At 42.2% G+C, this 14,084-nt stretch carries 16 protein-coding genes; 8 read left to right on the forward strand and 8 right to left on the reverse strand.

From position 1 onward, the window contains the following. Window positions 1-55: 55 nt before the first annotated feature. A complete protein-coding gene (locus HY064_16460) occupies window positions 56-613 on the forward strand; it encodes a 2-isopropylmalate synthase (protein MBI3512254.1) in 558 nt (185 codons plus the stop codon). A 53-nt stretch (window positions 614-666) separates the two neighbouring features. Here HY064_16460 and HY064_16465 read toward each other — a convergent pair whose 3' ends face one another. Then, window positions 667-1,143 (reverse strand): RecX family transcriptional regulator, encoded by a 477-nt coding sequence (locus tag HY064_16465; protein MBI3512255.1) that lies wholly within the window; start codon window positions 1,141-1,143, stop codon window positions 667-669. A gap of 97 nt (window positions 1,144-1,240) precedes the next feature. Between HY064_16465 and HY064_16470 the strand changes: the two genes are divergently transcribed. Both HY064_16470 and HY064_16475 read left to right on the forward strand, forming a co-directional pair. Further along, the gene (locus HY064_16470) at window positions 1,241-1,996 is read left to right on the forward strand and encodes a hypothetical protein (GenBank protein ID MBI3512256.1); all 756 of its coding nucleotides are present in this window, start codon (window positions 1,241-1,243) and stop codon (window positions 1,994-1,996) included. 10 nt (window positions 1,997-2,006) lie between these two features. Next, entirely contained in the window at window positions 2,007-2,702 is a 696-nt protein-coding gene (locus tag HY064_16475; GenBank protein ID MBI3512257.1) for a hypothetical protein, read from the forward strand. Window positions 2,703-2,728: 26 nt separating this feature from the next. Here the strand turns inward: HY064_16475 and tsaE are convergent, their stop codons facing one another. From tsaE to HY064_16510, 7 genes are all read right to left on the reverse strand, one after another. Further along, window positions 2,729-3,148 (reverse strand): tRNA (adenosine(37)-N6)-threonylcarbamoyltransferase complex ATPase subunit type 1 TsaE, encoded by a 420-nt coding sequence (gene tsaE, locus HY064_16480; protein MBI3512258.1) that lies wholly within the window; start codon window positions 3,146-3,148, stop codon window positions 2,729-2,731. A 5-nt stretch (window positions 3,149-3,153) separates the two neighbouring features. Further along, complete coding sequence (locus HY064_16485; GenBank protein MBI3512259.1) at window positions 3,154-3,534, reverse strand: hypothetical protein; 381 nt, start codon at window positions 3,532-3,534, stop codon at window positions 3,154-3,156. A gap of 31 nt (window positions 3,535-3,565) precedes the next feature. Continuing rightward, complete coding sequence (locus HY064_16490; protein ID MBI3512260.1) at window positions 3,566-5,119, reverse strand: PglZ domain-containing protein; 1,554 nt, start codon at window positions 5,117-5,119, stop codon at window positions 3,566-3,568. A gap of 168 nt (window positions 5,120-5,287) precedes the next feature. Then, on the reverse strand, window positions 5,288-5,857 hold the full coding sequence (locus HY064_16495) for a hypothetical protein (GenBank protein ID MBI3512261.1): 570 nt from the start codon (window positions 5,855-5,857) through the stop codon (window positions 5,288-5,290). A gap of 103 nt (window positions 5,858-5,960) precedes the next feature. After that, window positions 5,961-7,121 (reverse strand): 4-hydroxyphenylpyruvate dioxygenase, encoded by a 1,161-nt coding sequence (hppD, locus tag HY064_16500; protein ID MBI3512262.1) that lies wholly within the window; start codon window positions 7,119-7,121, stop codon window positions 5,961-5,963. 244 nt (window positions 7,122-7,365) lie between these two features. Continuing rightward, window positions 7,366-8,523, reverse strand: a complete 1,158-nt coding sequence (locus HY064_16505; GenBank protein MBI3512263.1) for a homogentisate 1,2-dioxygenase — start codon at window positions 8,521-8,523, stop codon at window positions 7,366-7,368. Between the two features lie 184 nt (window positions 8,524-8,707). Next, window positions 8,708-9,760, reverse strand: a complete 1,053-nt coding sequence (locus HY064_16510; protein ID MBI3512264.1) for a rhodanese-related sulfurtransferase — start codon at window positions 9,758-9,760, stop codon at window positions 8,708-8,710. 137 nt (window positions 9,761-9,897) lie between these two features. On the opposite strand from HY064_16510, the gene HY064_16515 reads away from it, so the two are divergent. The 5 genes from HY064_16515 to HY064_16535 form a co-directional block, all read left to right on the forward strand. After that, window positions 9,898-10,596, forward strand: coding sequence for a class I SAM-dependent methyltransferase (locus tag HY064_16515; GenBank protein ID MBI3512265.1), 699 nt, complete (start codon window positions 9,898-9,900; stop codon window positions 10,594-10,596). A 79-nt stretch (window positions 10,597-10,675) separates the two neighbouring features. Beyond that, window positions 10,676-11,635 carry an NAD-dependent epimerase/dehydratase family protein gene (locus HY064_16520; GenBank protein MBI3512266.1) on the forward strand — a complete coding sequence of 320 codons (960 nt, stop codon included), beginning with the start codon at window positions 10,676-10,678 and terminating at the stop codon, window positions 11,633-11,635. A 181-nt stretch (window positions 11,636-11,816) separates the two neighbouring features. Beyond that, complete coding sequence (locus HY064_16525) at window positions 11,817-12,698, forward strand: hypothetical protein (GenBank protein ID MBI3512267.1); 882 nt, start codon at window positions 11,817-11,819, stop codon at window positions 12,696-12,698. A 155-nt stretch (window positions 12,699-12,853) separates the two neighbouring features. Then, window positions 12,854-13,681 carry a toxin-antitoxin system YwqK family antitoxin gene (locus tag HY064_16530; GenBank protein ID MBI3512268.1) on the forward strand — a complete coding sequence of 276 codons (828 nt, stop codon included), beginning with the start codon at window positions 12,854-12,856 and terminating at the stop codon, window positions 13,679-13,681. 135 nt (window positions 13,682-13,816) lie between these two features. Beyond that, a partial coding sequence (locus HY064_16535; GenBank protein MBI3512269.1) for a hypothetical protein occupies window positions 13,817-14,084 on the forward strand: 268 nt, incomplete at its 3' end.

The raw sequence follows: 14,084 nt of genomic DNA on the forward strand, positions 1-14,084 counted from the left end.
TTTATATCCGTAATCCTCCCCATTAAATCCCAAACTCTAAAATGAAAAATCCAAAATGAAAATTTTTTTCTCCGGATTGGCATTCCAGCTATTTCTGTTCAGCATAAATTGTGCTGCGCAATCTGCGTACACTTATGAGAATGGCGGAAAATATACCGGTGAAATGAAACATAGAAAACCCAATGGATACGGTACTTTATTATTTCCGGATTCAGTTGGAGATATGGATACGCCAAATAAATATGTAGGTGATTTTGTGAAAGGGTTGCGAGAAGGAAAAGGAACAATATTTTATTGCGACAGTAATCGTTATGTGGGTGAATTCAAAAATGACACTATTAACGGGCAGGGAACTTTTTATTTTACCGGTGGTGACATTTATACCGGAGAATGGAAAAATGGAATGCGCGATGGGCAGGGAACCTACATTTGGGCGGACAGCAGTAAATATGTAGGAGAATTCAAAAACGATTATCACAATGGCGTTGGAACATTGACCTATGCAGATGGAACCATCTATGCCGGTGAATTCAATGGAGAAGGCGTGCTCACTTATCCTGACGGAACAGTTTACAAAGGACAATTCCGCAATGGAAAATACTGGGGAAAATAAAATGTCAATTGTCAATTGTCATTGGGGTGAATTGAAAAACCAGTAACCAATGACTAGTGGCCAATGACAATTTCCCTTACAAGTTCACTCTCAAATCCTCTTGAAATAAGGTAACTCATCACTTTATATTTTTTCTTCAGCTCATTTTTTTCTTTTACTTCCTTCATTTTTTTTTCCGCGATCTGCCCGAGTGTTTTCCGATAATCTTTTTCATCGATCTCCTTCATCGCTTTTGAAATGCAATAATCAGAAAGCTTCCTGCGTTTTAATTCCACACGTATTTTTATTCTCCCCCATTTTTTTATCCTGAACTTTCCGCCTGCATAAGCAATAGCGAACCGTTCTTCATTGATAAAATTTTTCAAGATGAGTTCGGAAATAATATTTTCAACTGCGCCGGGATAAAGTCCCCATTGAAATAATTTATCGCGCACTTCCTGCTGGCAGCGTTCCTGGTAAGCACACCACGCTTCTGCTCTCACCAGCGCCTGCTGCGGATCTGTGATCTTTTTCTGTTCTTCTTTTTTCATCTCCGTAAAACAAAATTACCAAGAAGCAACGAGCACAGAACAGTACGTCTTCTATATGAATGTTTTTCTTATTTTAGTCCATCCTTAATCAAACCCTATGCGAAAATTTCTGATCGCCGTACTGCTCTCTACTTCAGTTATGGCAAACGCGCAGACCACCGGCTTCCACAATGGGCCTGGCGGACAATTCGGATTCGGCGTACGCTCCACCGCAAGCTTTTTCAATTCTACTCTGAATTCCACGACGAATAAAAACAATGTTGCTTCCGGAACAGGAACAGGTTTCGGCGGGCAATTCCATCTTCGTTTTTTCAGATTGCTGAACAGCGAATGGTTTGCCGATTATATTCAGTCGGATCTCGGCGGACTCGGCAAGCGCACCGATTATCACATTGGTTGGGCGGTCATGTTTTATCCTCCGTTTTATTACAAAGACAACCAACTGCACAAACTTCAACCGTATTTCATGGCGGGACATTGTTTCGATTACACCAGTTTCGAAAGTAATCTTGCAGTGATCTATCCGAGCGGAAGTTCTGCTACGCGATGGAGTGCTGCTATCACCGCCGGAATGGGTTGTCATTTTCCTGTAACAGATCGCATCGATCTTTCTGCAAGCGCTTTGTTCATGAATCATCTTGGCAGGGAAGTTTCTGTGGAGTTGCGGAATGATGTCGCACATCAGCAGGATTATCTTTATTTGGATACAGAACCAACAGGAGGTACACTCAATGGCCATTTGCTTTTCAGCGTGAGTATGAATTACCGTGTTGGTGATCTCTGGAAAAAAGCGATCAAGGAAAAACATGAATCTCCTGAAATGGAAGATCAGAATAAACCCAACCCATTCTAATTCCTGATTTATGCGTAAAATAATTCTTCTCCCGTTTTTTCTTTTTCCTTTCGCTCCTCTTTCCGGACAGGATCAGAATCAACAACAGTCGTCTTCAGGTGATAATACTGCTACGATGACCTCGCTTGCAGGATTACTCCGTGCACAACTCACGGTTACTCCGGCTTTCAAAGTGGGCGCTACATCAGGAAATAATTCTGTGGCTTATTCGAATCAGAAAACAAATATTTATCTCCACGGTACGCTGGAATATTATTTCGATCAGCGTTTTTCCATGCGCGGCGACGGATATTATTTTCTCGTGAAGGACAAAAATCCCGGAGGATTGATCTCGAATCATTCTTCGCAGATCGGGTTTTCATGGCACCTGATCAAAAAAGAATTTGCCATCGATCCGTTCATCGGCCTTCGTTGCGGACTTTCTTTTGTTCAAACGAATCCTATCAATTACAAATTGTCGGGCGATTCACTTGCCACTGTAATTCCAACGAATATGCAGATCACGCCTGTGTGGGGCCCGCACGCAGGAATAAATTTTTTCGGGGCACATGTTTTTCATTTTTTCATTGAAGCGCAATATCTCATTGGAAATTATCGTCCCGACATGGCGCCATCAAGAAACCTGAATGAGATCCGCATTTCTGCAGGACTCGGATGGAACTGGGTGTTCGTGCATAAAGAAGCGGAAGTAAGGCAGACGATTTAGATGCTGTTTAAATTTTGTCCTTCTGCTTACTCCTTACTGCCTACTGTCAACTTTCTCACCCCTCCATCACTCGTCATATAAACATGAACGGTTTCCGAAGGCAAAATCTCTTCTGCTTTCTCCGGCCATTCGATGAAACAATAATTTCCGCTGTATAAATATTCTTCCACGCCGGCATTCATTGCTTCGTCAATTGATTTTATCCGGTAAAGATCGATGTGATAAACAGGAATATTTTTTTTATCGCGGTATTCATTCACAATGGAAAAACTCGGGCTCGACATCACATCTTTCACTCCGAGTTGTTCGCACACTGCTTTGATGAACGTTGTTTTTCCTGCGCCGAGTTCGCCGTGGAAGGCGAAAATTTTTTTCTGAAAGTTTTCTTTCAGAAATTTTTTCGCAACTACCGGAAGCTGACCTATATGTTCAAGGATGAATTCCACAGGGATTATTTCAGATCAGAATTTTTTACAACAAGTACCGCACTTCCGTTACAGCGGTTCTTTTCCGAATATTTCCATTCGCCCGCGGGAGAAAAATCACAAGTGTCACAGAAAACCGAATCGGGAAAAAATTTCATTCCTTTTCTTACGTCATTTTTAAAAGCCTCGAACACCGGTTTCGAATAACCAATTCCATCGCGCACATAAATTGTATCGTGGTCGCCGGGGTGAATGGAAAATATTTTCTGTACGGAATCATCCTCTTGTTTACTCACCACATAAATTGTTTTACCGCTTTCATTCGCCACCGCAAAACCGACGCGATAGACGGGATCGCAGCCGGAAAGAAAAAATAATAAAATCAGAAGTAATCCTGTTTTTTTCATTTGCACATCAGCACATTTACTCATTAACAAATTATTTCGGGCTAAGCACCACGAACGGAATCACCATTTCCTCCAGCGAAATTCCTCCATGCTGGAACGTGTTGCGGTAATACGTGACGTAGTGATTATAATTATTCGGGTAAGCGAAGAACATATCCTGCTTCGCAAAAATATACGCGCTGCTCACATTATTCCTCGGCAGAAAAACATCAGCGGGATTCCTCACTTCAAAAACATCTTTCTTCACATAGTCGAGCGATTTTCCCTGTTTGTAACGGAGATTCGTATTCACATTTTTATCGCCAACTACTTTTGTCGGCTCCGTAACTTTTATTGTTCCGTGATCAGTGGCAATGACCATCCTGCATTTTTTCTCGGCCACCTGTTTGATGATCTCCATGAGCGGCGAATGTTCGAACCAGGAATGTGTAAGTGAACGATACGCCGCATCGTCGCTCGCGAGCTCGCGTATCACCTCCATCTCCGTGCGTGCGTGCGAGAGCATGTCCACAAAATTGTAAACGATCACGTTCAGTTTATTCTGCATGAGATTGGAGATATTCTCCGACAATTTTTTTCCGGCTGCATGATTCGTGATCTTGTTGTAGGAAAATTTCACATCCTTGCCAATGCGTTTCAATTGTGCAGCAAGAAATTCTTCCTCGTGCATATTTTTTCCGCCTTCATCGTCATCGTTCTTCCACAAACTCGGAAACCGTTTTTCAATTTCAGAAGGAAGCAATCCCGCGAACAAAGCGTTGCGTGCGTACTGCGTGGCCGTAGGAAGAATGCTGTAGAACATTTCTTCCGTCTCCACTTTGAAATACTGGTCAAGGATCGGTTCGAGAATTTTCCATTGGTCGAAACGGAGATTATCGATGAGCACAAAAAATAATGTCCCTTCTTTCTCAATGAGCGGCGCGATCTTATTTTTGAAAAGTGTGTGCGATTGTGTAGGCGGGTTTTTATCTTTTCCGTTCAGCCAGTTGATGTAATTGTTCTCGATGAATTTTCCGAAAGCCACATTCGCTTCGTTCTTCTGCATCGTAAGAATTTCGTGCATGCTTTCATCCTGGGTTTTTTCCAGCTCGAGCTCCCAGTAAATAAGTTTGCGATAAACATCGGCCCACTCTTTCCAACCGAGGCGATCACTCAGCGTCATTCCTATATTGCGGAATTCCTGCTGGTAACCGGTGGTAGTTTTCTGGCTGACGAGTTTTTTATTGTCAAGAATTTTCTTGAGCGAAAGCAAAATCTGGTTCGGATTCACCGGCTTGATCAGATAATCGGCGATCTTGGAACCAATCGCATCTTCCATTAAATTTTCTTCTTCGCTCTTTGTGATCATCACTACCGGCAAAGTACTTTTTTGATTTTTGATTCTCGTTAATGTTTCAAGCCCGGAAAGTCCCGGCATATTCTCATCGAGAAATACAATATCAAAATCATTTTTACCAATGAGTTCAAGCGCATCATTCCCGCTGGTAGCCGTATCCACTTCATATCCTTTTTCTTTCAGAAATAAAACGTGCGGCTTAAGCAGATCAATTTCATCATCGGCCCAGAGAATTTTTATTTTGTCCATTGCTAAGTGTGTTTGAGGGAGAAATATTTTAACGTAAGGTAAAGGTACTTATTGTAAGGGGGAACGGAATGCTGAAAATGCGGACTTGCGGATGGAAGAAAAAAGATTTTTAGAATGTTTCTGCAGTGCGACTTTCGAAGATCCGCACCTTCCGCATTCCTTCCCGGTTTATTTATCCACTTCTTTGAATGAACCTACAATCTTTTCCATATCATTTTTATTGCTCTCATATTTTTCATCGGAAGTCCACAATAATAACTGGTAAAAGAATTTCGGAGTTTCAAGACACGTGAGGCGATACACATTTATTTTCCCTTTCACTTTTCCTTTGATCTCTGTTTGCAGCGCTTTGAAATTATTCACGTTCATCGGTTTGTTCACGTACAGTCCCGCGCTGTCGAGCTGGCGCGAAGCAATTTTCATGTACGTGTCGAGATCGTAATCGAGTCCGAACGAAATGATCTTCGCTTTCGATTCGTCAATGACCATCACGTGCAGATCGCGCGCCTTATTTTCATATTCGAGCGAGGGTTGATATTTCATCGAATCATAATCCACAAAATCGGCGGGTTCAAAACCGGTTGGAAGATCGAGCGCGTAATGACTTCCATTGGAAGAAGTGATATCGGCGTGCATATTTTTCTTCGCCGAAAATCTCCACCAGAGCAGGAAAACTGCAAGAAGAAGAATGAGCGCAATGGAAATGTAAAGCGCTTTTTTATTGCTGTAGAGTTTCATTCCCTGTGAAAATACGAAAGAAAAATCCCAAATGACAAAAAACAAATCCCAAACTTCAATATTGAGTTTGGGATCTGGAATTTGATGTTTGATTTTGGGAATTTCAAAGCGTTCCTCTCTTCGCCTGTTCTCTTTCTATGGATTCGAAAAGTGCTTTGAAATTTCCTGCGCCGAATCCGCGTGCGCCCATCCGCTGAATGATCTCGAAAAATAATGTCGGTCGGTCTTCTACCGGTTTCGTGAAGATCTGCAACAAATATCCTTCTTCATCGGCATCAACAAGAATTGCAAGTTTCTCGAGAACAGAAATATCTTCATGCATCATTTCCATGTGTTTCCCCAGGCGTTTCGGAACTTCTTCATAATAGGAATGAGGCGGTGCCGATAAAAATTCCAGTCCGCGCGCGCGAAGTTCAGTTACGGTTTTAATAATATCATCCGTTGCGATCGCGATGTGCTGCACCCCGGGCCCTTCGTAGAAATCGATGTATTCTTCGATCTGCGATTTCTTTTTTCCTTTCGCCGGTTCGTTGATCGGAAATTTAATTCTTCCGTTTCCATTCGACATCACTTTCGACATGAGCGCCGAATATTCTGTGGTGATCTGTTTGTCGTCGAAAGAAAGAAAATTCACAAAGCCCATTTTCTCTTCGTACCATTTCACCCACGTATTCATTTCGCCCCAGCCCACGTTACCTACCATGTGATCGATGAATTTCAAACCTGTTGGCTTCGGATTGTAATCGCTTTTCCATTCTTTGTAACCGGGAAGAAAAACTCCTTTGTAATTTTTCCGCTCCACAAAAATGTGAACGGTTTCTCCATACGTGTAAATTCCCGATCGCACTGTTTCGCCGAATTCATCTTTCTCCACGGTTGGTTCCATATATGGTTTTGCTCCGCGCTTCGTTGTTTCTTCAAATGATTTTCGTGCATCTTCCACCCACAGTGCAATTACTTTAACGCCATCGCCGTGTTTATTGATGTGATCGCCAATCGGAGAATTGCTGATGAGCGGAGTGGTGAGCACAAGGCGGATCTTGTCCTGCGCGAGCACGTAGGATGTGCGGTCCTTCACGCCCGTCTCAAGCCCCGCATACGCGAGCGACTGAAAACCGAAAGCTGTTTTATAAAAATGTGCCGATTGTTTTGCGTTGCCTACATAAAATTCCACGTAATCGGTTCCCAAGAGTGGGAGAAAATCCTGTGCGCCTTCGAAAATTTTGTCGAGTCCATATTCAACGTTTTTAATTTCTCTTGCCATGATAATATTTTTTGAAATGTTTTTGTTTGAGATAATGAAAATCACTTTACAGAAATAAAAAAATCTCACGACCACATGGCTCTTCCATGAACCGACAATAATTCAAAATCTTGCTTTCCCATTGTATAAAGTTAGAGAATTAGACTTTATTGTAATCGAACAATGATGTAAATCATAAATGAAAAGTCAATGATGGATGGTTGCTCAACATAGATTCTTGCTTCTCTATAGCAGCCTGCTGAATTCATTCCACCCAGCTCTTATAATATTTTCCGTCATCGATCTTCATTGCAGCTTTTGTGATCTGCAACGGACGGAACGTATCTACCATCACTGCGAGTTCTGCTGTTTCTTTTTGGCCGATGCTTCTTTCCATTGCTCCGGGCGCAGGCCCGTGCGGAATTCCTTTCGGATGAAGAGTAATATATCCTTGCTGAATATTATTCCGCGACATGAAATCGCCATCCACATAATACAAAACCTCATCGCTGTCGATGTTGCTGTGATTGTAAGGAGCGGGGATTGATTTCGGATGATAATCGTAAAGCCGCGGACAGAATGAGCAAATGACAAATGCAGAAGTTTCGAAAGTCTGGTGAACGGGAGGCGGTTGATGTACGCGGCCGGTGATGGGTTCAAAATTGTGAATGGAAAATCCCCATGGAAAATTATATCCGTCCCAACCGACAACGTCGAACGGATGTGTTGCATACACAATATCGTGCAGCACATTTTCCTTTTTCACTTTGATGAGAAAACTTCCTTTGCGGTCGTAGGTTTCCAGTTCTTTAGGCAATTTGAAATCGCGTTCGCAGAATGGAGAATGTTCGAGATGTTGTCCCGATGAATTTTTGTAACGTTTCGGAGTGTAAATGGGATGATGGCTTTCCACGTACAAAATGCGGTTGTCTTTTGTTTCAAACTCCATTTGATAGATCATTCCGCGCGGGATCACGAGGTAATCGCCATAAGTGAATGGAATATTTCCCATGAACGTGCGCAGTTTTCCTTTGCCTTTGTGAATGAAGATCACTTCATCAGCATCCGCATTTTTGTAAAAATAGGTTTTCATACTTTTTTGCGGAGCAGCAAGTCCGAGCAACACATCACTGTTCACGAGCAGCGGAGTTCTGCTCTCGAGAAAATCATCCTTCGGCACAATGTTGAATCCCTGGAGCAAAAGCGGTTTGATATTTTTTGCGACCGCAATTTCAGGAGTTATGTCAACCGATTTCAGGATTTCTTTGATCTGCGTTGGGCGATGCGTATGATAAAGCAGCGAAGAGAATCCGGTGAATCCTTCCGTTCCGAAAAGTTGTTCGTAAAAATATTTTCCCTTTTTACTTTTGAAGACCGTGTGTCGCTTCTGAGGAAATTTCCCGAGATGATGGTAGATAGGCATAGTGCATGTTTTTGTTAAAGTAAAATTAGTGCAGAAAGACGGAAAGCCGAATGACAATTGTCAATAAGAATACGAAATCCCAAACGCGTTCGGGAGAAAGTTACGCAATACGAAAGAGTACGAAAAATGCGTTGGAGAAAATCAATTTTGTGAACATTCGCCATTCGTGCTCCCAATTTAAAAGCTACTTCTTAACTATCGGCCTCAAGCGCGAATGATATCTTGCTTTGGGAACAAAACCTTTTCCTTGTGCGCGCAGGTTTTCTTTTTCACTTTCATTCTTCATCAGCCATTCCATACATTCATCGGTACAGCATCCATTCATTTTTTCTGCGCAGTTTTCACATTGAATGAATAAGAGATTGCATTCCGGATTTTTACAATTCACATGATGATCACTCGCGGTTTCACACTGGTGACAAAGCGACACAATGTCTTCTGATATCCGTTCGCCGAGCCGTTCATCAAAAACAAAATTCTTTCCGATAAATTTCGACGGAATGTTCAGTTCTTTTATTTCCCTCGCATATTCAATGATGCCGCCGTAAAGCTGGTTCACGTCTTTGAATCCGTGATGTTTTAAAAATGCACTTGCTTTTTCGCAGCGTATTCCGCCCGTGCAATACATGAGTACTTTATTATTTTCTTTCCCTTTCAGCTGATCGAGAACCATCGGTAATTCTTCTTTGAACGTATCGGACTGCGGAAGGATCGCGTTCTCAAAATGTCCTACTTCACTTTCGTAATGATTGCGCATGTCCACCACCACCACGCCGGGAGTTTCCATAGCTTCATTGAATTCCATTGCCGATAAATGGTTTCCCACATTGGTCACATCGAATGCGCCCTCTTTCAAACCATCGGCCACTAATTTTTTTTTCACTTTTATCACCAGAATAAAAAAAGATTTTCCGCTTGCCCCGGTATTTCCGGAGTCATCTTCCACAGCAATTTTAAACGGAACATCTTTGAATTCCGGATGAGCATGTAACGAGCGTTTAAATGATTCGAAATATTCTTCAGGCACACTCATCTGGGCATTGATGCCTTCGCGCGCAATGTAAATTCTTCCCAGGCAATTCATTTCACTCCATTCTCTCCACAATTCATTTCGCATGGACTGCGGATCACTGATAATAACGTAGCGGTAAAACGAAAGAGTGATCCTCCTGAAATTTTCTTCCTCCAGGCGCTTTCTCATTTCATTCCGGTTTACGCGGTTGTGCAGACTCGACATAGATTGCAAATGTACGATGATGTGTTTTCGGGCAAATGATTTTGGTCAATTGCCCTGCCAAATATCGTGATCTTAAGATGCCCGGCAGTTGCATTTTGGTTAGCTTTATTCTTTGGTCAGGTTCCTGAATAACTGCCATGTCTTTTCTGAAAAAAATCATTCTTACTCTTGCGCGCAAATGCAACCTTACGCTTTTGAAAGGAGATCATTCGCAGGAAAGCCAGAAAATGGCAGCACCTGAATTAAAATCCGGGTTGGTGAAAAATTGCCGCGTTCTTCCTTCGAGAAACGCCATTCTTCCTTTGCTTCCGAAAGGAGGCATGATTGCAGAAGTGGGTGTGGGCTGGGGTGGTTTTTCAGAAGAGTTGATAAAAATTCTGCAACCGGAAAAATTTTTTGCGATCGATCTGTTCAATTCTAAATCGGAGAATTCTCCCTTTCTCAAACACATTCCGGCGGGAACAGCACAGCTTGATTATTACAATAAAAAATTTGCCTTACAGATCAGCGAAGGAAAATTAGAAGTGAGAAAAGGATATTCATGGGATATCCTGAAAGAATTCCCGGATCATTTTTTCGACTATATCTATCTCGATGCTGACCATTCTTACGATGCGGTAAAAAAAGATCTTGAACGGATACTTTCGAAAATAAAACCTTCAGGGTTGATACAACTGAATGATTACACCGTTTATGATCCGGTGAATATGCAACCCTACGGTGTGAAGAAAGCTGCCAACGAATTTATGAACGACAATAATTATGAAATGATCTGGTACGGACTTGATCGGTTGGGTTTTGATGATATTGTCATTCGCAAAGTTGAACAGGATTGAAAATCAAATGCAGTTTATAATGTGCAGCCGGAACACGGGAACTTTCTTCTCTTAACTTTGATCATCCCATTTTTTCTATATGAGTAAAGAAACAATTCTCGTCATCGGTTCTTCCGGCCAGATCGGAACAGAACTCGTGATGGCGCTCAGAAAAATTTCCGGCAATGACAACGTCATCGCTGCCGATCTTAAATCCTCTTCACCGGAAGTGATGCAGAGTGGCCCGTTCGAAACGCTGGATGCACTCGATAAGAATAAATTGTTCGGAATCGTGAAAAAATATTCGGTGAAAGAAATTTATCTTTTGGCTGCTTTATTATCGGCCACCGCCGAACAGAATCCTGCTTTTGCGTGGAAACTCAATATGGAAAGTCTTTTTCATGTGCTCGATCTTGGGAAAGAAGGCCACATTAAAAAAATTTACTGGCCCAGTTCAATCGCAGTTTTTGGCCCCACTACACCGCGTGAAAATACACCGCAGTTCACGGTTATCGAACCAGTCACAATTTATGGGATCAGCAAACTTGCAGGCGAACGGTGGTGCGAATGGTATTTCAGAAAATTCGGTGTCGATTCAAGAAGTCTTCGTTATCCCGGACTTATAGGATGGAAATCGGCGCCGGGTGGCGGAACTACTGATTATGCTGTACATATTTTTCATGAAGCGCTTAATAAAAATTCCTATGAATGTTTTCTCCAGCCGGATACTACTCTTCCTATGATGTATATGCCCGATGCAATAAGGGCAACGATTGAGATCATGCAAGCCCCGGCCGATAGTATCCGGATTCGAGGGGCTTATAACCTGGCGGGAATGAGTTTTTCTCCAGCCGACATAGCGAATATTATTTGCGAATATTGCAAAGGATTTACCATCACTTACCAGCCCGACTTCCGTCAGAAAATTGCCGACACATGGCCAAAAAGTATAGACGACCGCGAGGCAGGGAAAGATTGGGGCTGGAAGCCGGAATTTGATCTTCCTAAAATGTCGGCTGATATGTTCGCAAATCTCCGGAAAATGATGGTTAGTCATTGAAACCTGCCACAGGAGAAGGCCGTAAAATACATCACATACCGCTGCCACACACTTTACTTCATTTTTTGGTCGATTTTTTGCAAAGCTTCATCTAAAATCATGAACTAATTTTTGTGTCTCCGGGTATAAGTAAAGTAATATCTAAATTTTGAACAGGGTATTTGCCCCAAAACAAATCCCGATGAAAAAACTTACTCTCATACTGCTGTTCTGCCTTGGCAATACGGTTCTCGCATTTGCGGATCCGGATACCACGCATAACTATACGGATCCTGCCGGAAAAAGGCAGGGATGGTGGATCATTACCGGGGAAATGAAAAAAGATCCTAAGTATGATGCGAAAGCTAAAGTGGAAGAAGGAAAATACAAAGACAGTCAGAAGATTGAGATCTGGACAGAATATTTTCCGAATGGAAATAAGAAAAGTGAACTCACTTTCGTAAACAATCGCCCGAACGGACATGCGGTGATGTATAATGAGAATGGAACAAAATCGGAAGAAGGAACATGGGTAGGTACGCGATGGGTTGGCGATTACAAATTATATTATGAAGACGGAACACCGCGGCAAAGTTTCAATTACAGCCAGCTTGGACAGCGCGATGGAACGCAAACCTATTATCACCCGAATGGAAAAGTGGCGATAACCGTAGATATGAAAGGCGGCAAAGAAACCGGTTGGAAAAAAGAATATGATGAAAACGGAAATCTTATCCGCGAAACTTATTTCAATGATGGCGTAATCGATGCTTCCAAAACAAAAGAATATGATACTACAGACAAAACTCCTGAGAAAGCGCCGGAAGAAAAAGATATTAAAGGAAGCGCTCCTGTAGTTACCGATCCGAACTTCAAACCGAACAAAGGAACTTTCACCGGCGAAGGCGATTGGATTCTTTACAAAAACGGACAGATCAGTATGAAAGGAACTTTCCATCTTAAAAAACTGATCAACGGGGAAGAAAGAATTTATGATAATAATGGCCTTCTGATCCAGATCAAACTCTATAAAGAAGGAAAATATGTCGGCGATGGCCCTATTCCTGCCGATGCAAATAAATAATTCTTCGACGAAAAAAATATTCAACGTCCCTTCGGTAAAATTGCCGAAGGGATTTTTGTTTTGTAACTTTCAGTCGGCAATTCACGTTTAATTACAACACATCTTCATTCACACACAGAATGCAGAAATTTACAATTCTCTCCTTAATTCTTTTTTTGAGTTTTACCGGACTCCATGCTGGTGATACTCTTAATTATGTTGGCCCTGATGGAAAACGCCAGGGGCATTGGATCATTTACGGGCGCGCACAAAAAGACCCTGCGTATGCCGCAGATGCGAAAGTTGAAGAAGGCCGTTACAACGCCGGATTTAAAGTGGGAATATGGACTGTGTATTTTCCAACCGGCTCGAAAAAAAGCGAATTCACTTATGTAAATAATCGTCCCAATGGCCACGCAGTTACTTACAATGAGAATGGAACGAAAGCGGAAGAAGGAACATGGGTGGGCACACGTTGGAGCGGCGATTATCATTTGTATTATGAAGATGGAACCGAGCGGCAGGCATTCAATTACAACACGCTTGGTCAACGCGAGGGAAAACAGGTTTATAAAAATCCGAATGGAACGCTTGCTATTGAAGTGACCATGAAGGATGGAAAAGAAGAAGGATGGAAAAAAGAATATGATGCGAATGGAAATCTTGTGAGAGAAACTTATTTCAACGGAGGCGTGATCGACGATTCGAAAACGATCAATCACAAAACAGGCGCCCCTGTTGCTACCGCACCGGAAGATCCTAAGAACGATAAAACAAAAGAAGTTCCTCCCGCTGCTCCGCCACAATCCAACTGGAATGGTGAAGGACAATACACACTCATGAAAGGCGGACAAGTAAGCCAGAAAGGTGTTTTCCACAGCTATCGTCTCGTGAATGGAGAAGCACGTTTCTATGACAATAATGGTTTCTGCATCCAGGTGAAAAAGTATGAGAATGGAAAATATGTAGGAGACGGCCCTATTCCTGACGACGCAAATAAATAATGCTTGAAAAAATATTCTGAAAACCGTTGCGATAAATTTCTCAACGGTTTTTTTTGTCACGCACTTGCCTGCACGCTGCGTACGAATTACAAATACCGTATCATTATTACATTGACGTTTATATTCATTCCCCCAATGAAAAATTGGCTTCTCTTCTCTTTTCTCTTACTCACGCAGTGTTCCTTCGCGCAAAACGATACGCTCAACCGCATTGACAGTGCAGGAAAAAAACAAGGTTATTTCATCATCACCGGGAAAATGGAAAATGATAAGTCATTTGCAGACTCCGCAATTGTTGAAGAAGGAAATTATGTGAATAGCTCGAGGACCGGTGTATGGACTTCTTATTATCCATCCGGCGGAAAAAAATCGGAAATGACTTATGTGAATAATCGGCCGAACG

The sequence above is a fragment of the Bacteroidota bacterium genome, assembly GCA_016194975.1.
GTDB lineage: Bacteria > Bacteroidota > Bacteroidia > Palsa-965 > Palsa-965.